Origin of the sequence: Aneurinibacillus sp. XH2, assembly GCF_001439585.2 — a bacterium.
GTDB lineage: Bacteria > Bacillota > Bacilli > Aneurinibacillales > Aneurinibacillaceae > Aneurinibacillus > Aneurinibacillus thermoaerophilus.
The window spans coordinates 1,126,370-1,151,275 of record NZ_CP014140.1 but is presented as its reverse complement, the minus strand read 5'-3'; the positions used below and the strand labels follow the sequence as shown (position 1 = coordinate 1,151,275).

The following is a 24,906-nucleotide window of genomic DNA, read 5'->3' as shown; positions in this document are numbered from 1 at the left end:
TTATAATACATCTTTACCTTTCTCTATTGTACGTTATAACAAGAAAGTTTAGCTTTGCGTATCATCCGGCTTGTCGTAGAACCAGTCGCCCTCTTTGGGGTTGGAGATAATGCATACAAACGAAACAAACTCCCTCTGCTACTATGGCAACAAGGGAGTTTGTCTGCAAGCTGAAGCCCGGATCATATCCGGGCTTACTCATTTCTGCCACTATCCACGCATTTTTGTAGCACGCAAGCGGGCGCATACTTTTTTTAATCGTTCATGGTGCCTTAACACACGCTGCCTCGCGTCCTCAGCTTCCGGCATACTCGGGCGAAGCAAAGGAATGGCCCAGTAATCTACTAATACGTCAAATACTTGATCAAAATATTCAACGGGGCCATAGGATGCTTCGCGGGCAATAACGCTCATTCTTTCTCCATAATCCGGCATAACAGCGCCAGGCATCGTAAAGTTAATCATTACGCCAGCTATATAGTAAATATAATTCTCGTCAACTTCCAAATGCGCTTTAACTGCATCGCGGTAAAAAGCATAATGCAAAACTTCATCTTTTGCCAAACGGCGCAAGAGCGTAGAAAGCACCGGATCTTGCTCTTTTGCGACGCGCGCCACATTATTGTAGAACACCATGGTAGCCAATTCTTGCAAAGTCGTATACGCCAGCGTTTCCAATGGTGTCATGAAATTCCCTACCCAGCCGTGTTCAACCGTTTGCTTGCGTAACTGATGAAGCTTCCGCGGGTCGCCGTTACGGGTCAGCAACAGATACGTCTCCAGTAGGCTGGAATGCTGATCCTCTTCCGCTGTCCACGTATGGATAAAATCATGCATCACTGAAAATGAACCCTTAAACGTCTCGCACAAATAACTGGTAAACCAGGGCAAATTTACTTCTGTCAGAAGCGCTGTTTCTACGGCGATGCGAAGCGCTTCGCTCAAGTTGCCTTGCCCCGGCTCATACGGCACACTTTTGAAATCCTGTCCCCTATCCCATGGCAAAAATTCATGGTAACTCCAATCGATTTTTCGAGATCGTTCCAAATGCGTTGTGTATAATTCCCGAAATCTTTTTTCCAAACGATGGTCTAAATGGCTGTTTAATAACAAAACAAAACCTCTTTTCTCCTCACGGCTGTTCTTTTCCTACATGCTTTGCAGTTAGTCTTTCATTATCGGTATTATACCACGCGAAAAAGAAATGTCAGCCTTTTCGGGAATTTTTTATGGTTTCGTCTTGTTTTATACAAGGATACGTCCGCATTCATCACATGTAACTAATGGCTTTCCTTTATGCCATGCTTCCATTTTTGCAACGGAAAGCGGGAGGAAACAGCCCATGCAGGAACGGCGTCTAACTTCGACTACAGGATTTTCTACATTTTCTTTTACCTTATAGTAAAGCTCAAGTGCTTTTAGACTAAGCGAAGCCTCAAGTCCAGCCGCTTTGTCTTCCCATTCCCGCTTGCTCTCATGCAGGGAAAACTCCTTTTCAAAGCGCTCTTCCATAAACCGTTCCGTATCTTTATTCACCAGCCACAACTCCTGTTGGGCAAGCGCAAGCGCGATTTTTCCATCAATATCATCATCGGCCGGTTCACCGATTTGTTTGATTTTTGCCTCGACCTCCCGTCGTTTGGCTTCTAATTCTGCTTCCCGTTCTTTTAGCTGATCAAGCGCTTGTTGCACCGCTTTTATTTTTTCTTTCGCCTGATGCCATTCCAGCAATTTTCTCGCTTCCACCATTCTTTTCTCTCTCCTGATTCAACATCTTCTCAGATTGTTGACAAATCTACCACTTCTTCCCGATACTTCTTCCTCGGCTTGGTTGATTTTCTGCAAAGAAGTGATAGCTATCCGCACGCACAACATCTGGGTATAAGGTCTGTCTACAATCTGTTCTTTCCTCTATATCATAGAAAAGTAAACGGATCAGTATTGACTTTAGATACAATGATTTCTGTTTCTAAATGCTCTTCCTTTAACCGTTTATCCAGCACATTTTTAACGCCTTGCTTCATGATTTTTTCAACGTTATGGCCAGGGTCAACAATCGCAAGGCCCCCCGCCATGGCATCATGCGCTGTATGATAGTAAATATCGCCAGTAACAAGCACATCGGCTCCCTTAAATATCGCTTTAGGGACGAAACTGTTGCCATCTCCGCCGAGCACGGCTACTTTCTGAACTTTTCGCTCCAAATCGCCGACCACACGCAATCCTTTAACTTCGAAAGCTTCTTTGACCTGCAAAGCAAACGTACGCAACGGTACAGGCTCTTTCAGTTTGCCGATACGACCGATGCCAAAGGTCGCTCCTGTCTGTTCCACCGGATAAATGTCATAAGCAACTTCTTCATATGGATGGGCTTTTATCATCGCTTTCAATACGCGCGACTGCGCCTCTTCCGGCATAATCGTCTCCAGGCGCACTTCTTCGACCTGTTCCAGCTTCCCCTGTTCCCCGATATACGGATTGGTACCTGCACGTGGCATAAATGTGCCAGTTCCCCGTACACCGAACGTACAATGGCTGTACTGCCCGATCCAACCCGCGCCTGTCTGCGACATCGCGTCGCGCACAATATCGATGTGCGACAGCGGCACATAAACCACGATTTTTTTAAGTTTTTGTTCATGCCATTTTTCCAGAATCTCGACTTCTTCCAAACCGAGCGCTTCGGCCATTAAATCATTGATGCCACCTTCCGCCACATCCAGATTAGTATGAGCGACATACACCGCGATATCGTGCTTAATTAGTTTCTCATATAGACGCCCTGCCGGAAGGTCGGTACGCAAATTCTTTAGCGGACGGAAAATCACCGCATGGTGCGCAATAATTAAATCCACCCCTTCCGCAATGGCCTCATCCACCACCTCCTCAAGCACGTCAAGCGCAATCATCACTTTTTTTACATTTTTCTGCAATGTCCCGACTTGAAGGCCAATTTTGTCGCCTTCCATTGCAAGATGTTTGGGCGCGAATTCCTCGAAATACTGAATTATTCTCTGTCCATTTGCATACATGCGATCATCTCCTCCATCCATGCCAGTTTTTTTTGTACCTCTCGCTTTTTGTGCTCCGCTTCCGGGCTTTTGGCATATTGCAGCTGGTGTTGCACCGCCTTCAGCTTCTCCTGCTCCTGCACAAGCTTCTTACGAAGTACCGGAGATTTTTCCTCCCATAAATACGGTCCAATTTCAAGTAAGTCTTCAAGTTTTTTATCTCTGTTACGGTATGGCAAAATAGGATCACCTGGCACAGCCTCAAGAATTTCATAAATAATGCCGTCTTCTTCAAGAATCTTCTCCCGGCTAAGCTGAAAGCCATGCTCAAGAAGCCAGCGCCTAACGATAGGCGCCGCCACATTTGGTTGCAGCAACAGCTGGGATACACCGGAGAGCTTCTCCGCTCCTGCTTCCAAAATGGAAGCAATAAGGCTTCCTCCCATGCCGGCGATGCATATGGTATCTACTTCTCCGAGCGCCACAACGGCCAGACCATCGCCCAATCGAACGTCAATTTTGTCCGTAAGCCCGGCGGCTTGCACCTGGCGCACGGCCGCCTGCCAAGGCCCATAGTTTACTTCACCAGCGATGCAGCGCAGTGCAATTCTTTTTTGAACTAAATATGTAGGGAGATAGGCATGATCAGAGCCGATATCCGCCACTATACTTCCTTTTTTCACCATATCTCCGATTGTTTGCAGTCGTTTTGAAATTTCAATCATCTATTTCGCTCCTCACTCATACCTTCCCTACTAGATTAACATTCTCGGTTAAAATTTAACAACAGAACAATAGCCGCTTAACCTTATGCTGATACGCTATGATTAGGAATCTTTGTCTTAAATCGAATCCGTGTCATTTATCTGTCGCCCGTCTTTAGCATGATATTCAAGGAAAGGCGTGATTATTTTGAATACGCTGCCTGCTCTCCAAGTAAAGCTGGCTGATTGTGAGGACGAACTGAAAAAGGCGTTGCGTTTACGCTATGAAGTGTTCGCAGAAAAGGAAGCGAATCCGGCGCTGTATAACGAAAGCCGAATGGAAAGCGACATCTTCGACGAGCATTGCGACCATCTTATCGTAAAAGATACAAATACGAATCAGGTGGTTGGGACGTACCGTTTGCTCCCAGGCGAACGCGCTGTCATGCATAAAGGGTTTTATTCAGAAACAGAATTCGATCTATCCGGATTCACTGTCCCTAAATCCCAAATACTTGAAGTGGGACGAAGCTGCGTTGCTCCCGAGTATCGAGATGGAAAAACGATTCAACTCCTGTGGGAAGGCATCGCTGGCTACATCATGGATGGTTTATTCTCACATCTTATCGGCTGTGCCAGCATTCCCGTCCAGAACATACATGAACTAAACCGGATGTACACGTTTCTTTGCGCTAAAAAGATGATAACGGACCGATTCAAAGTACAACCGCTAATGTCACACCGGGTTACAGGATTGCGTACGGTGGATATAACCGGGCAGGAAAAAAACATTCTGCGTACGCTCCCGCCCTTGATTAAAGGATACCAACGATTAGGGGCGGAAATCGCCGGGGCCCCCGCATTCGACCCGATATTTCAGACCACCGATTTTTTCATTGTGCTGGAAACGTCACGCATCGCGCAAAAATACAAGCGGCACTTTATAAAAACTCCATAGGAAAGGGGCGTAACATCTTGTACGAATGGCTTGCAAAAATCACGACATCGCCGTCTCGCTTGCGCCTTTTACGCTGTGCAGGAACCAAACTTCCGGGATGGCTTGCCTGGCTGCTCTGCGCATTTTGCGCTTTTCTGCTTTATATATGCTCCACGAACCTGCGCGGCCGTATAAAACAAAATATCAGCGAAATTCTGCCACAGCGGAAAAAATATTCTTTATCCTTTCTTAGCTATCGTTATTTCTTTCATTTATTCCGCTTTTTGTTTGAAATAATTATCGATGTGCAACAAACTCCTTCTCGCCAAAAAGTAACGGTAAAAACGGAGGGACTCTATCATCTTGAACAGGCGTTGCGGCTCGGACGCGGCGTAGTGCTGCTCACTCCGCATACAGGCAACTTTTTCGCTTACTATATGTATCTTTCAAAAAAATATCCCTGTTTAACGGTAGCTACCGCAAGCAGCCCGGAACTGTTCCCTCTTTATGAGACATTTAGGCAGATGGGTTGCCGTGGGTTGGATTACGATACGACTCCGCCGCGCGAATTGTGGCGCACTCTTCGTCAACATCTGAAAAAGAACGGGGTCGTTATGCTGCTAGGCGATTTCTTCCGTCCCAACTTTCCACCCGCATACCTGTTCGGAAAACCGACGCGCTGTCCTGCGGGCAGCGTGACGCTGGCCTTGGAAAGCCGGGTGCCTATCATTCCTTTTTACGGATGTTGTACCGGTGGATTCTCCCACCGTATGGTCTTTCTGCCGCCGCTGTTTCTTTATGAACAGTACGCCCCGCAAGAGCGCGAAAAAGCAATGGAAGCTCTGACCCGAACGCTTGAATTTCTTATCCTGCAGGCACCTTCCCAATGGTTATACTGGTTCAACGCGGATGAACGCTGGATTCGTAGGCCTGAAGAAAAACAAGAGGCTGTCAATTGATGCTGGCAGCCTCTTGTCCATTTCAGTTTGTTTTCAATCCAAATGCTTGAATCGCGTTTTCCCGCAGGCGAAACTTCTGTATTTTTCCAGAAGCGGTCATCGGATATTCATCTACAAATTGCACATAATGGGGAATTTTGTAGCGGGCAATTTTACCGTTGCAGAATTCTTTTACTTCTTCTACCGTCATCGTCTCGCCCTCTTTTACTTTAATGCATGCAAGGATTTGCTCGCCGTACAGTTCATCTGGCACGCCGACAACCTGAACATCAAAGATTTTCGGATGCTGGTATAGAAATTCCTCGATTTCGCGCGGATATACATTTTCACCGCCACGAATAATCATATCTTTCAGTCGGCCGGTAATTTTGTAATAACCATTTTTATCAACAGTAGCCAGATCCCCCGTATGCAGCCAGCCTTCGCTGTCAATCGCTTTTGCCGTCTGCTCCGGCATCTTATAGTAGCCTTTCATCACATGCACGCCGCGCGTGCACAGCTCTCCTTGTACGCCTGGCGGCACTTCTTCGCCTGTGGCCGGGTCGATAATTTTCACTTCCACGTGCGGCAATACGCGCCCAACGGTGGTGACACGCTGTTCAATAGTGTCATCCGGACGTGTCTGTGTAATAACCGGTGAGGATTCCGTCTGTCCGTATGCAATGGTAATTTCACTGATGCCCATTACTCCCACCACTTTTTTCATCACTTCAATCGGACACGGGGAGCCGGCCATAATACCCGTGCGCAACGAACGCAAATCAAACTTACTAAATTCCGGGTGGTTTAGCTCAGCAATAAACATCGTCGGTACGCCGTAAAGGGCCGTGCACTTCTCATCCTGTACCGCCTGTAGCACCTTCAGGGGATCAAACGAAATGAGCGGCACCATGGTTGCGCCTGTGGCCATGCAAGCTAACGTTCCCATCACGCAACCAAAGCAATGAAAGAACGGAACCGGAATGCAAATCCTATCTTTCTCCGTAATGTTCTGGCAGGCGGCGACATTAATAGCATTGTTGACAATGTTTTTGTGCGAAAGCATCACGCCTTTCGGGAAGCCAGTCGTCCCGGATGTATACTGCATGTTAATCACGTCATCTGCGTCCAAGCTGCCCTGTATACGCGCAAGTTCTTCGTCTGATACTTCCGCTGCGCGCTCGAGCAAGTCCGCCCATGTAAACATGCCAGGCTTGCGTTCGTCTCCGATAAAAATCACATTTTTTAAGCAGGGAAGGCGCTTTGATTTTAGCTGTCCAGGTTCGCATTCTTTCAGCTCCGGGCAAATTTCGTACATCATATCGGTATAGCTAACCCCCCGGAAAGAGTCAATGAGCAATAATGTTGTGGAGTCAGACTGGCGCAGCAAATATTCAAGCTCTTGTACCCGGTAGCTTGTGTTAACCGTAACGAAAACGGCTCCCATTTTCGCGGAAGCGAACTGAGTAATCACCCACTCCGGCACATTGGTCGCCCAAATGGCGATATGTTCACCCGGCTTAATGCCCAGCGCGATTAACCCTTTCGCTACCTGATTACAAAGCGCCTGAAACTCGGAAAATGTGTACCTCAGCCCCAATTCGGGATAGACAACCGCTTCTTTATCTGGGAACCTGGCAGTCGTCTGATCCATCAATTCCCCAATGGTGATTGTTACCGGCTCGCTCACTTTCATTCCTCCTTCATTTCCCTGGTTTAATTATCTGCAGCCAATTTCGCGAGAGATAACCATGCGCAACACTTCAGAAGTCCCTTCTCCGATTTCAAGTAATTTAGCATCGCGGAAGAAGCGTTCAACCTTATACTCTCTCATATAGCCGTTTCCGCCGTGGATTTGAATCGCCTGGTCACATACCCGCATGCACATCTCCGAGGCGAACAGCTTCGCCATAGCGGCCTCTTTCGTGAATTTACGCCCTTGATCCTTAAGCCATGCTGCTTTGTATACCATGTTGCGCGCTAGCTCAATATTCATCGCCATATCAGCTAACTTAAACTGAATCGCCTGAAACTTGGACAGTGTCTGTCCGAATTGCACCCGCTCTTTGGCGTAGGCAAGCGCTTTTTCGTACGCTCCCTGCGCAATGCCGACCGCCATCGCGCCAATGCCAATGCGCCCGCCATCCAGCACAGCAAGAAACTGTTTGAAACCGTTTCCTTCCACACCGAGAATATTTTCGTGCGGAACGCGTACATCTTCTAAAAACAGTTGGGTTGTATTGGACGCGTGTAAGCCCATCTTTTCGTAATCCGCCACAACAGAAAAGCCTTTGGCGTCCGTAGGCACAATAAAGGCAGTAATGCCGCTTGTGCCTTTGCTTTTATCGGTAACAGCAGTGAGCGCAAGTGCTTTGGCATAACTAGCATTGGTAATGTAGCATTTAGAGCCGTTAAGCACCCACTCATCGCCATCTCTGACGGCTATGGTCCGTGTTCCGCCCGCATCAGAGCCTGCTTGCGGCTCAGTAAGGCCGAACGCGCCCAAGTATTCACCTCGTGCAAGCGGCGTTAAATATTTTTGCTTTTGTTCGTGGGTACCAAACATATTAATCGGCGCGCCGCCAAGCGAAATATGGGCTGAGTAAGTAATGCCTGTGGAGGCGCATACGCGACTCAATTCTTCTACGACGATGGCGAAACTAATGGTATCGGCGCCCGCTCCGCCGTACTCTTCTGGAAACGGAAGCCCCATCAAATCCAACTTCGCCATTTTTTTGAACACTTCAAGTGGAAATTCTCCCGTTTTATCTCTTTCATCTGCGCCAGATTCCACCTCTCCTTCCGCAAAGTCGCGGATTACATTTTTAATCATCCGTTGTTCCTCAGTGAGGTTAAATTCCATGCTCTCCCCAACCTTTCATCAACTATGATTGAGCGCTAGCTCATAATTGTGAACCTAAAAATAAAAACGTTTACATTTCTAATTTATCTTATTTTTCATAATTATAATTATATTTTTTTATTCTACATTTTACTAAGGTTTCCTGCTAACGTTTTCAATTATTTAAGAAAATCGTTAAAAAAAAGCCGGTTTTAGAAAACCGGACAAATACGTGGTTAGTGAAGAGAATACCGATCGCCAAACCAAGGCCACCAGAAATTTTTAAGCGAGAGGAGAAGGAAAGAGGCAATAAATATTTTGAGGTAAAAGAAAGAAAGCAACAAATCTTTGTCAGTCGACGCAATAAACAAAGTGGCGATCTCAGCGCCAAAAAGAGCAAGGATTCCATTAAAAAAAAGGACGGCCGATGTGCGCTGTTGACGGCGTTTCCAGAGCAATCCAAAAGTAAGAAGCAGCATCGCAACCGGAATCCAAAATGCTTCCATTCGCCACCAGGTGAATTGATCGTATACTTCGCAATACGTTATCCATCCGTAAATTCCCTGAAATCCGAGCAACGCGCAAAAAGAAAAGTAACGCTTGCCTGCTGTAATACCGACGATATACCAAATCAGGCAAGAAGCTGCTACATATGAAATAATCTCCATCGCTCCGTATCCATAAAATCCCAGTACATATACCCCACCGAGCGCGAGCAAAACGGAAGCCAATCCGAGAAATACATGACTCGAGACCTTCTGCCGCTTAACAAATCCCAAAATATAAAAAAACAGTGTCAAAAATCCAATCAGCGCCATTTGCATTGTCAAAGTAAAATCGGTAAAATGAAAAGCAAGATAGAATAACACAATAATGAACAAAGCGATGCCTGCCCATTTTGCCTCCGGTTTTGGAACGGAGAATATCGGAAGCGCTTCGAAAGTTACAGTAGTCTCGTTGCGTGTATGTTTAGCGGCGGCCTCGCCTTCCGTATACAGATTAAGCAAAAAATCGCAATACTGGCGAGGCAAAAGATTGTTTGTGCGCCAATACTCAATTTCGGACGTAATTATTTTCTTTTTCTGCTCATTCATCGAACTTCACCTCTCATGCTAATCTGTATCTGCGAGAAGAAAAAAGAAAAAGCCTACGCAGTTCATGCGGCGCAGGCTATCTGCAATCAATAGCGCAAAGGATTATTCTAAGAAGTCTTTCAAACGTTTGCTACGGCTTGGATGACGAAGCTTGCGCAGCGCTTTCGCTTCAATTTGGCGAATCCTTTCTCTTGTCACGCCGAAAACTTTGCCTACTTCTTCGAGTGTGCGAGTTCTGCCGTCGTCTAGTCCGAAGCGTAAACGAAGCACATTTTCTTCCCGTTCGGTCAGCGTGTCAAGCACGTCTTCTAATTGCTCTTTCAGCAATTCGTAAGCGGCAGCATCGGACGGCGCCAGAGCATCTTGATCCTCAATAAAGTCGCCTAGGTGGGAATCATCTTCTTCTCCAATCGGGGTTTCCAGCGAAACAGGTTCCTGTGCGATTTTCATGATTTCCCGAACTTTCTCTGGCGTAAGATCCATCTTTTCGGCGATTTCCTCAGGGGTAGGCTCACGTCCCAGTTCCTGTAATAGCTGGCGAGAAACACGAATTAATTTATTAATGGTTTCCACCATGTGAACCGGAATACGAATAGTACGCGCTTGATCCGCAATCGCTCGTGTAATGGCTTGTCGGATCCACCATGTGGCGTACGTACTAAACTTATAACCTTTCTGGTAATCAAATTTTTCAACCGCTTTAATAAGACCCATATTTCCTTCTTGGATCAGGTCAAGGAACAGCATGCCTCTTCCCACGTAGCGCTTGGCAATGCTGACAACAAGACGCAGGTTAGCTTCTGCAAGACGGCGTTTCGCTTCTTCGTCACCTTGTTCAATCCGCTTCGCCAGTTCAATTTCTTCTTCCGCTGACAAAAGCGGCACTCGGCCAATTTCTTTTAGATACATACGAACAGGATCATTAATTTTTACCCCTGGCGGTACAGATAAATCGTCGAAATTGTAGTCTTCGTGATCTTCACTGTCATCCTGCGGTATAATATCATCGTGATCATCATCTTCTGATTCGTTAATTACTTCAATCCCTTGATCATTGAGGTATTCAAAGAATTCGTCGATCTGATCCGAATCCTGATCAAAGGTGGCCAAGCGTTCCATAATTTCTTTGTAGGTGAGTACTCCCCTTTTTTTTCCTTGTTCAACAAGTTGCTCTTTCACTTGCTCAAGATTCTGTTCCATTTCTGGTTTGCTCTCTGTTTTCTTGGCCATGGTGTTCCCTCCTTCCGGCGCTCTTATCTTTCTTTACTTATTTTAAAGCTCGTTTCAACGGGATGAGTTCCAGACTGATTCGGACTGCTTCCGCTGTGTTTCCCATACGTTCGTATTTCAGCTTTTCCTTTTCCAGCTTTTCTATTTGCATACGCTTTGAGTTTTTTATCACATGCTCCATATAATCTTCCAATATGCGTGGAGACATCAGGTGCGCCTGCACATCTATAGTGGCAAGCTCAGCGGCCTTCTCCACCAGCCGTTTCTCGTCCTGCAGATACGAAATGAACCGGGCCACATCTGGCTTATATCCTTCCGCATAATAGCGATAGAGATGAGCCGCGAGCGCAGCGTGGTCTTCAATGGCAAAGTCAGCGCCGACTTTCGCCTGTACCTGCTCCGCAATTTCCGCACTATGCATCATCAGTACAAGCAAATATTGCTCCGATTTAATGTAGGCGGGCAGCATCGGTTTTTCGGCAACATATCTACTACTATCTATACTATTATTCCATCCATCTTTGAGATTATCCCTGTTTCCTGCCTTTTTTTGCTGTTTAAAAATCTTTCTTTGCTCCTGTTTTATCGCATCGAGCGAAAGGTGAAATTCATCGGCCAATTGACGCAAGTAATGATCCCTTTCCACCGCGCTCGGCAAACGGGATATTTCTTCAAGCGCTTCATGAATGAATTTCATCCGCTCCGTCTCATCGTTCAATGCGTAACGCGAACGGATAACCTGCAAACGGTATGAAGGTAACGAAAAAGCATTTAGCAAAATTTCCTGCTTAAATTTCTCTCCGCCGTGTTGCCGAATATAATCGTCCGGATCCATACCTTTCGGCATCTGCGCCACTTTTACGGTGCAACCCGCGGCAACGAGCAAATCCGCCCCTTTAAACGCCGCTTCAATTCCAGCCTGATCCGAATCATAGCAGAGAATCACACTTTCCGCATTGCGACGAATCAGCCGCGCCTGCTGTTCGGTAAGCGAAGTGCCAAGCGAAGCGATCCCGTTATGCACTCCGGCTTGCCAGGCAGAAATTACATCGACGTATCCTTCAAACAATATGGCTTCCTGTTGCCTGCGAATATGCGCCCGGGCACGATGCAGATTGAAAAGCAATTGGCTTTTGTTGAAAAGAGGAGTCTCTGGACTGTTTAAATACTTGGGCTGTTCATCCCCCAGCGTACGGGCACCAAACGCAACCACCCGTCCCTGAGAATCATGAATCGGGAACATGACCCGTCCCCGGAACCGATCGAATGGTCGGCTGTTTTTGTCTTTTCGGCTCAATAATCCCGCTTCTTCCATCAGAGACAGTGAAAAGCCGCGCTTCTCAAGAAAGTGAGTGATAAAATCCCAGCTTTCCAGGCTGTATCCGAGCCCAAACTCCTCAATTGTAGCAAGTTGCATCTGTCTGTTCAAGAGATAGTTTCGTGCTCGGCTCCCGTGATCCGTATTTAGCAAAAGGTGATGATATAATTTCGCCACAAGGTCGTGAGCGGCCAGCATGCTTTCTTTCCTTTTGCGGGCTTTCTCATTCTCGGATGTGCCTTCTTCTCTCGGTATATCGATCCCTACGCGCTGGGCCAGATTGTGCACCGCTTCCGGAAATTCGAGACCCTCTATTTTCATAATGAAAGAAAACACATTGCCGGACTCACCGCATCCGTAGCAACGAAAAATCTGTTTGTCAGGATGTACAGCGAATGAAGGACTTTTCTCAGAATGAAACGGGCAAAGCCCAAAGTAGTTGCGCCCGGTCTTCTTTAGATGAACATATTGCCCAACAACATCCATAATGTCATTCTGCGCACGCACCTGCTCGATGACATCTTCAGGAATTCTTCCTGCCATGCTCCTCACCTGTACTTCCTATCTTGGCCTTCTTGGTTACTAAAAAGGCAACGGAATAATAATATTCGTCAAAACCTCTTAAATTCCTTCTTCGTTGCACAAAAGTTTTCGTAGATTTTGTCGAAAACACTCGACTTCGTTAGTAGTCAACGGACGCAGCCCTTTCAGCCTTTTCCCGGCTTTAGCCGTTTGCCGCGAAATGTGACGGTTCATAAGCAGAAAAGAGATATTATCTCCAGTATACCCTTTTCCTCTTGTTCCCAACGCTAGACATCCTTTTCCCAAGGCAAGGCAGGCCAACCCATAGTCATCGGTAATAATCAGATCGCCTGCTTTCACACCATTGATAATATACATATCAACGGATTGATAACTGGCATCCACGAAAATCACGCGGGCCAGCGGATGTGACAACGACAAATAGTGGTTATACGAAGAGACAAAAATGACCGTGATTTGCTTCTGCTCAGCCTCTTGAAGAATGACATCTTTCACCGGACAGGCATCAGCATCAACCCATATTTCAGGCTTTATTTTATTCATATCCGTAGTATTCTACATGAATGTTTTTTTTCCTGCACAAAAAATATAGTTTGTCAATTTCGAAAGTTGTCGAAAGTAAAGAAAATGAAGAGAAAGCATATGTTGCTTTGTCATCGTAAAGCAACATATACTTTCTTATGCGACAAAAAAACGCAGCATGAAGGCTGCGCTTTCGCTTTTATTTTTTTATTCCGTTGCGCCGAATGATTTCCATGATAATATTGGCTGTTTCTTCAACGGCTTTGTTCGAGACATCGATGACGGGACAACCAACTCTCTCTATAATTTTGCTTGAATATTCAAGCTCCTGCTTAATACGCTCCATGCTTGCATAGTTGGCTTCCGGCGTAAGACCAAGCGATTTTAGACGCTCGGTACGAATCATATTTAGCTGATCCGCATTAATCGTCAAACCGATGCACCGTTCACTTGGAACAAGAAATAATTCTTCCGGTGGTTCGACTTCCGGCACGAGCGGAACGTTGGCGACTTTCAATCTCTTGTTGGCTAAATACATCGACAACGGTGTTTTGGATGTGCGGGATACGCCAATAAGAATAACATCAGCCCGCAGAATACCGCGCGGGTCACGACCATCATCGTATTTCACAGCAAACTCAATCGCCTCAACTTTGCGGAAATAATCTTCATCAAGCTGGCGAACAAGTCCGGGCTTATTGTTCGGCTCTTTGTTCAAATACATCTGTAGCGCGTCTACCATTGGGCTCATAATATCGACGGCTACCACATTTTCTTCGGCCGCCTTCCGCTTAATGTGTGCTTTGAGCGTGGGAATAACAAGTGTATAAGCGATAATTGCCTTTGATTCAGCAGCAGCCCGGATAATTTCATTCAATGTCCCTTCATCTTCTATGTAAGGAAACTTACGAATTTGCACAGACTGCCCCGCGAATTGGGTGGCTGCAGCCCTTACTACAAATTCGGCCGTTTCACCGACGGAATCGGAAACAACATAAACGGTTGCATCATGTAGAAATGTAGGAAACATGGTTCCTCCTTTGCTATACGTTTATTTCATTGCCCAGCTCCACAAATCCCCGAGTAATCGTTGTTTTCGTCACACGGCCCACCACTTCATACGCATTTTTTCCCGCGTCTTTTGCCGGTCGCACAACCGGAAGGGAGTCAATCTGATAATCAATTAATTTTTTGGCCGCGTCCAACAGGCTATCTTCTGGCGTACAGATAATGATATTAGGCATCCGCGTCATAATAATGCTAACCGGCATATCTTCAAGGTTCTGCTTGCCCAGCGCAGCCCTAAGCAAATCCTTGCGGGAGACAACTCCCGCCAGATGTCCCTTGCCGTTTACAACAAACAAGGTCCCCACATCTTCAAGAAACAAGGTGCATATCGCGTCATATACAGAGCTAGATTCTTTAATAATAATAGGCGGGGCTTTATAGTCTTTCACAATTTTACGACTGACTTCTTCTTTAATCAACTGATTGCTGTCTTTTCCGGTATAAAAATATCCGACTCTTGGCCGTGCATCCAAAAATCCGGCCATGGTCAAAATCGCCAAATCGGGACGCAACGTAGCACGCGTAAGCGACAAACGTTCAGCGATTTGTTCACCTGTAATCGGCCCTTCATTTTTAACAATTTCAATAATATGTTCCTGACGTTTCGTGAGTTCTATGACCGCTCACCTCCTATTTCGGAGATCAATCATGACATACTAATCGTACACTTCTCTACATATAGTATATACTATATAATCCTAAACACGTCCTGCAAGTAATTTTTCGTTAAGAACAAAAAAGGCGCAGAGCGCGCGGCGCTTTTTCACATAATGAAAAACCGAGACGTCTTCTGCACCTTTCTTTCTTGTTTGATTTTTACGCAAAAACAATCTTGCTAAAGTCGGCAAACGCAAAGACGAACGTCGCGATAGAAGCTAAAAGCGCCAGACGATTCGTTTTTATTTTTTCATCTTCTACCATAACCATAACATGGTCAAAGAATGCGTCGATAACAGCTTTTAATTCTCCTATGCGGCTTAAGACCTTGTCAAACTTACGCGCGTCAAGCAGTGCTTCCGCTTCATGCTTGATGGTCTGGAACGCCGTCCATAGTTCACGTTCTTCGCGCGTTTCAAATAGATCCGGATTTACTTCTTTCGTCTCCGCTTTCTGTGCAAGGTTGTTCACCCGGTTAAACGATTCAACGATGCCTTTGAATTCTTCTTCATCGACCTGTGCCATCAGTGCTTCCGCCCGTTCTACCACATCAGTCACACGGGTCGAGTCGGCGCTGAGCACCGCGTCGATCACATCATAACGTACGTGCTGTTCTTGCAGCAAGTTTTTCAGACGCAGCGCAAAAAATTCACGCAAATCCTGCTTAATCTCTTCTTTATCGCGCTTTAACAACGATTTTCCATCAAGAATCGACAGCGCTATATCAAACAGTTCCTCAAGCGAAATGTGAAGCTCTTTGTCAAGCAGAATTTGCACAATACCGGCAGCCTGGCGGCGCAAAGCGTACGGATCCTGCGAACCAGTCGGCACGATTCCAATAGCGAAGCAGCCGACAATCGTATCGAGCTTGTCGGCGATACTCAACACAGCTCCTTCGTTCGTGGTCGGCAAACTGTCTCCGGCAAAACGCGGAAGATAGTGTTCAAAAATCGCACGGGCTACGATCGCGTCCTCACCAGCGAGACGAGCATAGCGCTCCCCCATAATTCCCTGTAGTTCCGGAAATTCGTATACCATTTGCGTGACAAGATCAAACTTGCTGATAGCCGCTGCGCGCGCCAGTTTTTCCTTTTCTACAGCAGATAGTTCCACTTTGGTGGCGATTTCGTCTGAAGCTTCCTGAATGCGGCGAATTTTATCACCAATGGTGCCTAGTTCTTCGTGGAATACAACACTTTCTAGGCGTACCACCGCATCTTCAATTTTCAGCTTTTGGTCTTCCTGATAAAAGAAACGGGCATCAGATAAACGGGCGCGCAGCACTTTTTCGTTGCCGCGAGCTACTGTCTCAAGCGCGCGTTCATCTCCATTGCGAACAGTTACAAAGTGCGGCAAAAGCTCACCTTTATCATTTTGTACCGGGAAATACCGCTGATGCTCGCGCATCGATGTCACAAGCACTTCCTGTGGAATTTCCAAGAACTCTTTCTCAAAGCTTCCCGACAAAACGGTCGGATATTCCACAAGATGGATAACCTCGTCCAGCAGCCCCTCGTCAATCGGCACGTTCCAGCCTTTTTCGGATTCCAGTGCTTTAATTTGCGAAAGAATGCGTTGCTTCCTTTCTTCGGGATCGGCTAGCACATATTGCTCGGCGAGGGCGCTCGCGTAATCTTCCGGCTTTTCAAGCTTTACGGCTTGGCCCAAGAAGCGGTGACCCTGCGTTTCATTGCTTGAGCGAATGCCGGCAATAACCATCGGAATGACGTCGGAACCGAACATCGCGACAATCCAGCGAATCGGGCGGACAAAACGCAGGTCATATGCACCCCAGCGCATATTTTTCGGGAAAGAAAGGCCGGTAATGATTTCAGCAAGCTGAGGCAAAAGTTCCGCCGTCGGCTGTCCCGCTTGGTGTCTGCGGGCGAATACATATTCGGCGCCACCCACCTCTTTTACATACAGATCGTTCGGAGTTAAACCTTTGCCGCGGGCAAAACCGAGCGCAGCTTTTGTCCATTCGCCATTTTCGTCCATCGCGATTTTTTTCGCTGGCCCGCGCAACTCCTCATTGATGTCCTCCTGCTGTTCGCTCACGTCTTTAATCATCACCGCGAAGCGGCGCGGAGTTTCAAAGCTCTTCACTTCGCCGTAGGAAATACGGTTATGATTCAACCATTTTTCCACTTTTTCTTTCAATTGTTCGCACGCGCCGGCAACAAAGCGGGCCGGCATTTCTTCTGTACCAATCTCAAGCAATAGCGTCCTGCTCATTCGCTTAAACCTCCTTCTTCAACATCGGGAACCCGAGCTCTTCCCGCACATGATAATACGTCTGCGCCACTTCGCGGGCCAGATTGCGCACCCGGGCGATATAACCCGTGCGCTCCGTTACACTAATGGCCCCGCGCGCGTCGAGCAAGTTGAATGTATGCGAACATTTCAGCACATAGTCATACGCCGGAAACACCAGCTTTTGCTCCATGCAGCGCTTCGCTTCCGCCTCGTATGTGCTGAATAGATCAAATAACATTTTTGCATCCGATACTTCGAACGTATATTTGGAATGTTCATATTCGGCTTGTTTAAATACGTCACCGTATGTGTAGCCGTTTACCCACTCCAAATCAAACACGTTTTCCTTGTCCTGAATGTAGGAAGCGAGACGTTCAAGACCGTATGTAATCTCGACCGCCACCGGGTTACAATCAATGCCGCCTACTTGCTGAAAATACGTAAATTGTGTGATTTCCATGCCATCAAGCCATACTTCCCAGCCAAGCCCCCAGGCGCCCAGCGTTGGGGCTTCCCAGTTATCCTCCACAAAACGGATATCATGCTCCAAAGGATCAATGCCAAGCTCTTTTAGACTTTCCAGATACAATTCCTGAATATTATCTGGCGATGGCTTCATAATCACTTGAAATTGATGGTGCTGATACAGGCGGTTCGGGTTTTCGCCATAACGTCCGTCCGCCGGACGACGGGAAGGCTCCACATATGCTACGTTCCACGGCTCCGGACCGATAGAACGCAGGAATGTCATTGGGCTCATCGTACCCGCGCCTTTTTCAACGTCATACGGTTGGACGATGATACAATTTTGCTTTGCCCAAAAGTTCTGCAATGACAAAATAATATCCTGGAAATTCATGATTCGTACCTCTTTTCTTCTATAAAAATTGATATCATGAAGATGGAAAAACAACGTATGGCACACACCTCGCGAGTGTTTCCTCGTTTACGAATAGAGCGAAAGGATATGTTACTTTATCACTATAAAGCAACATATGCTTTCTTATACCAAAATAAAAAGCTCCCGTCTCTATGCAGTATGAGAAATCATACAACATAGGGACGGGAGTCACTCCCGCGGTTCCACCCTATTTGATCGGCTGAATAAGAGAAAAGTTAGAATATATAAGCCGATCCACTCTTACATATAAACACGCTCAGAAGTGCCGTTCACCAGTGTTTGCCGCCGGGCTTACACCATCCCCGACTCGCTATGAGGCCCCCTGTCTGGTTACTCCTCTCCATCATTGCGCGACGTTTATAGCTATCAATTTTGTAGATAAATATAAACATTTTTGAGGTCATTGTCAACTCTCATTCTATATTCTGGTCTGCAAAGCCAAGCTGGTCTATTTGATCGAGAAAGCGACGCGATTTCAAATATAGCCCCGTGCAGTCTTCAAGAAATGCGTACAATATACGGCGCAACTGTCGCTTCGTTTCCAGTTTGACCCGGACGTTACCAAGCTGCGGCATGTTCATTTGCTGTAGCAGGCGCAAAATTTTTACCGTGCCAGGGCTGGCAACGATAAGCGAAGGGTCATCTTCTCGTTGACAGGACTGGCAAATAAAACCACCTTCCTGAATGCTGACGAAAAATGGGGCATCCTTCGTTCCGCAATTCATACAAGCATGAAATTGAGGCCGACACCCGGTCACGTAGAGCATTTTCATTTCGAACAGACGTGCGATGATTTCAGGATCTTTGCCTTCCTCCATCCACTTTAGGGCATACAGCATCATCTCGAATAAATATTGGTTTGGCTCTTTATCCTCGGTTAGACGATCCAGCAATTCCGCTAAGTATACCGCATACGCCGTTTTTACTAAATCTCCGCGGATGGCACGGAACGAATTCAACAGATCTCCCTGCTGAAGCGAACCCATGCCTGAGCCGATTTGATAAAGAAAATAGCCGTACGTAAAAAGCTGCGATACGGCTGTAAAGCGACTTTTCGATTTTTTTGCACCACGGGCCATCAGGCTAATCTTACCGGCCTCACGCGTATAAACAGTCAAAATTTTGTTCGCTTCCCCATAATCGGTGGTGCGGACAACGATTCCTTCCGCTTTTCCAATCATTCCTTCATTCCCCTCTGCTGGCGCTATTCTATACTTCCGTAAGAGAAGGCTGATCTACACCAGCGATGTTCTCAGGCTCTGTAAGCTCTTCCAGGAATAAAGCATCGTCATGCTCCGTATACAGCAAGTAGGCATAAATACTACCTGTCTGGGCAAAATAATGCCAATAAAAGTCTTTGAGCATTTGTATCCATCCTTTCGGAGAAGATAAGCAAAGCATGAGTGACGAAACTTTATTCTTATCATAACCCGATGCCGCATGCGCTATCCGTTGGAACATTTACCAGAAAACCGATTACTCTTCATCATAAAACCCGAAGTTTCTGAACAGATTCTCCTGATTGCGCCAATCTTTTTTTACCTTAATCCACAAATTGAGATATACTTTTGTCCCAAGCAAACGCTCGATATCCTCACGTGCCCGCATGCCGATTTCTTTTAGCATGGAGCCTTTCTTACCAACCAAAATGCCTTTTTGCGAAGGTCTTTCCGTATAAATTGTAGCATAAATGTCGACAAGATTCTCATTATCCTCACGCGGTTTCATTTGTTCAATTACCACAGCGATGGAATGCGGCACTTCCTCACGGGTTAAATGCAGGATTTTTTCGCGAATAAGCTCCGCAACAACAAACCGCTCCGGGTGATCTGTAATTTGATCCGCCGGATAGTATTGCGGACCTTCCGGCAGCCGCTCAAGCAACTGTTCCATTAAGCGGTTTACATTGTTGCCAAGCAACGCGGAAACCGGCACGATTTCCACAAACTCATACTTCTCCTTGTATTGATCAATAAACGGAAGCAATTCGTCCGGGTGCACTTTGTCGATTTTATTGATAACCAAATATACAGGAGTTTTGACTTGTTTAAGCTTCTCGATAATATACTCGTCGCCCGGCCCGAATGTTTCCGACGCGTCGACGAGAAACAAAATCATATCCACTTCACGTAGCGCGTTTTCCACTGTACGGTTCATATAGTTGCCGAGCTTTGATTTCGGTTTGTGCACGCCCGGCGTATCGATGAAAATAATCTGCCCTTCTTCCGATGTGTAGACGGCGCGGATTTTATTCCTCGTCGTCTGGGGTTTATCTGACATAATCGCAACCTTTTGTCCAACGATGTAGTTCATCAGTGTTGATTTCCCGACATTCGGGCGACCAACAATAGCAACAAATCCTGACTTGTATCCTTTTTTATCCATTCAAATCCTCCTGGTTAAATGCTCCTGGCAGCAGTTCCGCTACCGTTACGACTTTTATCTCTCCTTTTATGTTACTCATAATTACTTCCATCTGCGGCGGGCACAATTCGAAAATCACCTGACGACATGCCCCACAGGGTGAACAGGGTCCTGGCGTATCCGCGACGACGGCCAGCCGCTCGAATTCATGGTCACCTTCTGCGTACGCGGCAAACAAAGCGGTTCTTTCCGCGCAATTGCACACTGAATAAGCAGCATTCTCAATATTACACCCGTGATACACCTTGCCGTCTTTTGTCAAAAGCGCGGCCCCAACTTTAAAATTGGAATACGGCGTATACGCTTTTTCACGCGCCTTGAGCGCTTCCTGTACAAGAGCTTGATTATCCATCATCGGTCATCCTCCTTTTTTCCGGGCGAAAAATCTGGGCCACAAGCCACAGTACAAAGATACACATGCCTGCGACCGTGAGAAAAAACGCAGCGCTATCCCGATCCCTTATATGGATCATTCTCCTTTCCCCATTCTGTATAAACTGCCACAAAGGTTCAAAAAAAACATATACTCCTACAAGTATGGAAAGGATGGCGGCGAACAGCACGGCGCCCGCAGCCGCATCCTTGGCGACTTTGGCCAAAGGGTGGCGCTTCTCGCCCACCACCAAATCGACGGTTTTTTCAATTGCAGTATTTACCGTCTCCAAAATTAGCACAAGAAAAACAGAAAAAAAGACCAGCAAAACATCCCCTTTCGGGACAGCCAAAAACCATCCCAAAAAGAGCACAAGCAACGCCATGACAACATGGATTTGCATGTTTCGCTGAGTCTTCACAGTATAGCATATTCCACGGGTAGCATGGCCCAAGCTTCGCTTCAATCGCTGCCATTCATTTCTCATCCGCATGCACCTAGTCGCGCGTGAGACGCACCCGATTCAAAATTTCTTCCTGCCGCCCGAACATTTCTTTTTCCTGCTCTTTTGTCTCGTGGTCATAGCCAAGCAAGTGCAAAAAGCCATGCACGGCAAGAAACCCCATTTCCCGTTCAAAAGAATGACCGTATTCTTCGGCTTGCTCCTTCGCTTTCGGTACAGAAATAATAATATCTCCAAGCATATTTGGCATCTCTTCCATGTCTTCGCCAAGGAAAATCTCCATCTCGTCTTCCCCTGTCTCGTTCATCGCAAACGAAAGTACGTCGGTCGGACGATCAATACCCCGGTATTCCCGGTTCAGCTCGTGGATGCGTTCATTGCCAACAAACGTGACGGTTACTTCCCCATCCACCTCTTCCACGCGGGCTGCCTCTGTAAGCGCCCGGCTCACAAGATCAAGCACATTTTCCGGTACTTTCGGAACATATTCCTGGATAAATTCGATCTCTATACTCATGCTTGGTTCACCGCCGCCTGTTTATCGTCCGGATACTCAATCCGGTTGTGGAAAAAGCCATGCAATGTCTCGCAAATCGTGCGCGTAATGATCTCCAGTTCTTGCATCGTCAAATCACATTCGTTAAACTGCCCATCTTCCAAACGGTCTGCAATAATCCGGCGCACAAGCTGCTCGATCCGCTCTGGTGTCGGCCTGGAAAGCGAACGAACAGCTGCTTCAACACTATCGCAAATGCCGACAATCGCCGTCTCCCTTGTCTGTGCTTTCGGTCCCGGGTACCGGTATTCTGACTCAAGCACCGACGCGTCAGACATTTTCGCCGCTTTATGGTAGAAATACTTCAAAAGCGTCGTACCATGGTGTTGCTGTGCAAAATCAATAATTTGCTTCGGCAGTTTATGCTCCTCAAGCATGCGTACACCATCCTCCACATGTGCGATAATAATGCGCTTACTAAGCGCCGGGGATAACGTATCATGCGGATTATCACGATTCATCTGATTTTCAATGAAGAAGTGCGGACGCTTCATTTTGCCGACATCGTGATAATACGCTCCGACACGTGCCAAAAGCCCATTTGCGCCCACCGCTTCGCATGCCGCTTCCGACAGGTTTGCCACCATCATACTATGATGATACGTTCCTGGCGTCTCCATTAACAGACGACGCAAAAGCGGTTGGTTTGGATTGGATAGCTCAAGCAAGCGCATCGGAGATAAAATGCCAAACATCCCTTCAAAAAACGGCAGAAAGCCGATCGTCAACACAGCCGCCAGCACACCACTCAGGGCGCCAAATGCATATGCATTAACAAGTTCACGCCATGTCACCGTGGAAGAGACGAGCAGGTACAGCGCGGAAATAATCGCTATATTTACCATCGAAACGATAAATCCCGCCTGCAAAATCCGCGACCGCTTCGTCGCTTTGCCGAGCGAGTACGCCCCTGCCACTCCGCTTAAAAATCCGTAGAACAAATAGCGAAAATCCACAGGTAGTAAACTCTCATAATTGAACACGATGCCGGCTACAAACGCGAATAATAGGCTGCAAACGACCGCAAGCTGCGTATCCAGCAAAATTGCGATAAGCATGGAGCCGAGCGCAACCGGCACCCCGTAGCCCGGCGAGAAAAAATCGACCGTCTGGCCCGCACTTATAATTTTCATAACCAGAATGTTTAAGAAAATAATGAGTGAAAACATTAGAATGTGCGTATTGTTTTTATACACATTCCGGTGCGCTTGTGCCATATACATCGCAAGAAAAGCAACGAAAAACGTGACAAACAGCGCAAGCCCGAGAAGCGGACGTTTGCTTGCATTTTGCTCCAGTAACCCCGCCGCATCCAGCTTTCGGTACACTTCCTCAGAGATATACTGATCCTTTTCTACCAGCACTTCTCCCTTATAGATCATGACTGGCTTTACGGAACGGCGAACGGATTCTTTAAGGGCGTTGGTCGCCTCCTCATCGATCGTCAGGTTCGGCACAATGCTCGCCATCGCGACCTCTCTCACTACTTTACGCACCTTGCTATCAAGATCCGCAAGTACGATCTGCTGATTTACTCGCTGCTGTACAAGTTCCGGGTTCGACGTAACTTTTTCATCGACCCCTTTCTGCATAATTGAAATAACAACCTTGTTCGTTTCTTGGGCCGCTGCATGTAATGCCGGAACCGGCAGCGTCAGAAGCGCCTGCAACGTTTCTGCTGACAGGGCAAACGGAACGTTTTCTTTGAATTCTTTCAGTCGGGCTTCCGGTGTTAACTCCTGCTTCGCTTGCAATTCGCCCGCTTTTTTGAAAATATAAGTGACCAGTTTTACCTGATGGGTCGTAATGTTATCGTTGCGCGAGTAGACTGGCTGCACTTCGCTAGCCGCCTTGGTCCGCGCCTGCTCGGTCGCCTCAGTGTCTTCCACCGTCACCGGGGCGGTCAGCGTAACATCGCTTACCGTATTTACACGCAAATCAAACGTTTTGGGCAGTACATCCCCCATAAGGGGGAAATAAACCATTAACCCGAGAAGAACAAACAGCAACCGGCGAATGGTCGCACTTGTCTTCCACGATTCGGGAACAAAAAGATGCAGCCGCCTTAGTCTCCATTTCATATCATACAACCCCTTTTAGCGAGATTCCTCGTCCTCCTGTTCATAGGCGGTAATAATCTTCTGCACCAGCGGGTGACGAACCACGTCCATTCCGGTTAAACGCACAAAGGAAATCCCGTCGATTCCTTCAATCTTTCGACACGCGTCCTGCAAGCCAGATTTCTTTCCGCGCGGCAAGTCCACCTGAGTCACATCTCCAGTAATGACCATTTTCGAGCCAAAACCAAGGCGCGTCAAAAACATTTTCATTTGTTCGGGTGTTGTGTTCTGTGCTTCATCGAGAATGATAAACGAATCGTCAAGCGTGCGGCCCCGCATATATGCCAGCGGCGCGACTTCAATAATGCCCCGTTCCATATACTTCATCATATTTTCTGTGCCCAGCAAATCCTGGAGCGCATCATACAGCGGCCGCAAATATGGATCCACTTTCTCCTGTAAATCTCCTGGCAAAAATCCGAGATTTTCTCCCGCCTCCACAGCCGGGCGGGTCAACACAATCCGCTTTACTCTGTTGGCCTTGAGCGCATTCACAGCCATCACGACCGCAAGGTACGTTTTACCCGTACCGGCTGGGCCAATGCCAAACACGATATCATTTTTCTTGATCGCGGTAATGTAGTGGCGCTGTCCAATCGTTTTGACGCGGATTTGCTTTCCCTTTACCGACGTAGCGATCGGTTGATCATATAGCTCCATTAATTCTTCAAGCGCGTCTTCCTTAGACAGTTGAATCGCATACAACACATCCTGCAAGGATAGCTTTACACCACGGCGCAATAGGGATGACAGCACTTTAAGCAGACGCACATTACGATCCACTTCCTGCGGCAAGCCGGAGATGGTAATTTCCTCACTTCGAGCGAAAATGTGCGCAGGCGTGGCATTTTCGATTTCTTTCAAGTACGAATCGTGCGGGCCGAATAGTAAGCTGGCTTCTTCCGCACTCTCAAGACGTATCGTTTTGCTTGTCTCTTCTACGTGCAAA

The 24,906-nt window shown here is 47.0% G+C and carries 24 protein-coding genes; 2 read left to right on the top strand and 22 right to left on the bottom strand.

Going from position 1 to position 24,906, the window contains the following annotated elements; genetic code table 11:
- Positions 1-210: 210 nt before the first annotated feature.
- The 4 genes from ACH33_RS05585 to ACH33_RS05570 form a co-directional block, all read right to left on the bottom strand.
- Entirely contained in the window at positions 211-1,113 is a 903-nt protein-coding gene (locus tag ACH33_RS05585) for an acyl-ACP desaturase (RefSeq protein ID WP_057898115.1), read from the bottom strand.
- A 132-nt stretch (positions 1,114-1,245) separates the two neighbouring features.
- Positions 1,246-1,749: a C4-type zinc ribbon domain-containing protein gene (locus ACH33_RS05580; protein ID WP_057898114.1), complete on the bottom strand. Its 504-nt coding sequence runs from the start codon at positions 1,747-1,749 to the stop codon at positions 1,246-1,248.
- A gap of 167 nt (positions 1,750-1,916) precedes the next feature.
- The gene (locus ACH33_RS05575; protein WP_057898113.1) at positions 1,917-3,032 is read right to left on the bottom strand and encodes a Nif3-like dinuclear metal center hexameric protein; all 1,116 of its coding nucleotides are present in this window, start codon (positions 3,030-3,032) and stop codon (positions 1,917-1,919) included.
- Positions 3,008-3,736 carry a tRNA (adenine(22)-N(1))-methyltransferase gene (locus ACH33_RS05570; RefSeq protein WP_057898112.1) on the bottom strand — a complete coding sequence of 243 codons (729 nt, stop codon included), beginning with the start codon at positions 3,734-3,736 and terminating at the stop codon, positions 3,008-3,010. The genes ACH33_RS05575 and ACH33_RS05570 overlap by 25 nt, the downstream gene beginning before the upstream one ends.
- Before the next feature lie 178 nt (positions 3,737-3,914).
- On the opposite strand from ACH33_RS05570, the gene ACH33_RS05565 reads away from it, so the two are divergent.
- On the top strand, positions 3,915-4,673 hold the full coding sequence (locus ACH33_RS05565) for a GNAT family N-acetyltransferase (protein WP_057898111.1): 759 nt from the start codon (positions 3,915-3,917) through the stop codon (positions 4,671-4,673).
- Positions 4,674-4,690: 17 nt separating this feature from the next.
- Entirely contained in the window at positions 4,691-5,611 is a 921-nt protein-coding gene (locus ACH33_RS05560; protein WP_057898110.1) for a lysophospholipid acyltransferase family protein, read from the top strand.
- Between the two features lie 22 nt (positions 5,612-5,633).
- On the opposite strand, the gene ACH33_RS05555 is transcribed toward ACH33_RS05560, so the two are convergent.
- The 18 genes from ACH33_RS05555 to ACH33_RS05475 all read right to left on the bottom strand — a co-directional run bounded on the left by ACH33_RS05555 (position 5,634) and on the right by ACH33_RS05475 (position 24,905).
- Entirely contained in the window at positions 5,634-7,286 is a 1,653-nt protein-coding gene (locus ACH33_RS05555; RefSeq protein ID WP_057898109.1) for an AMP-binding protein, read from the bottom strand.
- 24 nt (positions 7,287-7,310) lie between these two features.
- On the bottom strand, positions 7,311-8,453 hold the full coding sequence (locus tag ACH33_RS05550; protein ID WP_057898108.1) for an acyl-CoA dehydrogenase: 1,143 nt from the start codon (positions 8,451-8,453) through the stop codon (positions 7,311-7,313).
- Positions 8,454-8,668: 215 nt separating this feature from the next.
- Complete coding sequence (locus ACH33_RS05545; protein ID WP_057898107.1) at positions 8,669-9,526, bottom strand: hypothetical protein; 858 nt, start codon at positions 9,524-9,526, stop codon at positions 8,669-8,671.
- 102 nt (positions 9,527-9,628) lie between these two features.
- Positions 9,629-10,756: an RNA polymerase sigma factor RpoD gene (gene rpoD, locus ACH33_RS05540; protein ID WP_057898106.1), complete on the bottom strand. Its 1,128-nt coding sequence runs from the start codon at positions 10,754-10,756 to the stop codon at positions 9,629-9,631.
- A 37-nt stretch (positions 10,757-10,793) separates the two neighbouring features.
- On the bottom strand, positions 10,794-12,617 hold the full coding sequence (gene dnaG / locus ACH33_RS05535; RefSeq protein ID WP_057898105.1) for a DNA primase: 1,824 nt from the start codon (positions 12,615-12,617) through the stop codon (positions 10,794-10,796).
- A gap of 78 nt (positions 12,618-12,695) precedes the next feature.
- Positions 12,696-13,160 carry a YaiI/YqxD family protein gene (locus ACH33_RS05530; RefSeq protein WP_057898104.1) on the bottom strand — a complete coding sequence of 155 codons (465 nt, stop codon included), beginning with the start codon at positions 13,158-13,160 and terminating at the stop codon, positions 12,696-12,698.
- Between the two features lie 178 nt (positions 13,161-13,338).
- Complete coding sequence (locus ACH33_RS05525; RefSeq protein WP_057898103.1) at positions 13,339-14,169, bottom strand: pyruvate, water dikinase regulatory protein; 831 nt, start codon at positions 14,167-14,169, stop codon at positions 13,339-13,341.
- Between the two features lie 13 nt (positions 14,170-14,182).
- On the bottom strand, positions 14,183-14,824 hold the full coding sequence (locus ACH33_RS05520) for a transcriptional regulator CcpN (protein ID WP_057898102.1): 642 nt from the start codon (positions 14,822-14,824) through the stop codon (positions 14,183-14,185).
- 199 nt (positions 14,825-15,023) lie between these two features.
- Positions 15,024-17,099, bottom strand: a complete 2,076-nt coding sequence (gene glyS / locus ACH33_RS05515; protein WP_057898101.1) for a glycine--tRNA ligase subunit beta — start codon at positions 17,097-17,099, stop codon at positions 15,024-15,026.
- Between the two features lie 4 nt (positions 17,100-17,103).
- Positions 17,104-17,979, bottom strand: coding sequence for a glycine--tRNA ligase subunit alpha (gene glyQ / locus ACH33_RS05510; protein ID WP_057898100.1), 876 nt, complete (start codon positions 17,977-17,979; stop codon positions 17,104-17,106).
- Positions 17,980-18,434: 455 nt separating this feature from the next.
- Positions 18,435-19,202, bottom strand: coding sequence for a DNA repair protein RecO (recO, locus tag ACH33_RS05505; RefSeq protein ID WP_057898099.1), 768 nt, complete (start codon positions 19,200-19,202; stop codon positions 18,435-18,437).
- A 28-nt stretch (positions 19,203-19,230) separates the two neighbouring features.
- Complete coding sequence (locus tag ACH33_RS19825) at positions 19,231-19,386, bottom strand: YqzL family protein (protein ID WP_204244857.1); 156 nt, start codon at positions 19,384-19,386, stop codon at positions 19,231-19,233.
- 111 nt (positions 19,387-19,497) lie between these two features.
- Positions 19,498-20,406 (bottom strand): GTPase Era, encoded by a 909-nt coding sequence (gene era / locus ACH33_RS05500; RefSeq protein ID WP_057898098.1) that lies wholly within the window; start codon positions 20,404-20,406, stop codon positions 19,498-19,500.
- Entirely contained in the window at positions 20,399-20,797 is a 399-nt protein-coding gene (gene cdd, locus ACH33_RS05495) for a cytidine deaminase (RefSeq protein ID WP_057900255.1), read from the bottom strand. Before cdd ends, era begins: the two co-directional genes overlap by 8 nt.
- The gene (locus tag ACH33_RS05490; RefSeq protein WP_082705912.1) at positions 20,790-21,305 is read right to left on the bottom strand and encodes a diacylglycerol kinase family protein; all 516 of its coding nucleotides are present in this window, start codon (positions 21,303-21,305) and stop codon (positions 20,790-20,792) included. The genes cdd and ACH33_RS05490 overlap by 8 nt, the downstream gene beginning before the upstream one ends.
- Before the next feature lie 10 nt (positions 21,306-21,315).
- Entirely contained in the window at positions 21,316-21,798 is a 483-nt protein-coding gene (ybeY, locus tag ACH33_RS05485; RefSeq protein WP_057898097.1) for an rRNA maturation RNase YbeY, read from the bottom strand.
- Entirely contained in the window at positions 21,795-23,918 is a 2,124-nt protein-coding gene (locus ACH33_RS05480; protein WP_057898096.1) for an HD family phosphohydrolase, read from the bottom strand. The genes ybeY and ACH33_RS05480 overlap by 4 nt, the downstream gene beginning before the upstream one ends.
- A 15-nt stretch (positions 23,919-23,933) precedes the next feature.
- Positions 23,934-24,905, bottom strand: coding sequence for a PhoH family protein (locus ACH33_RS05475; RefSeq protein ID WP_057898095.1), 972 nt, complete (start codon positions 24,903-24,905; stop codon positions 23,934-23,936).
- Position 24,906: the final 1 nt, after the last annotated feature.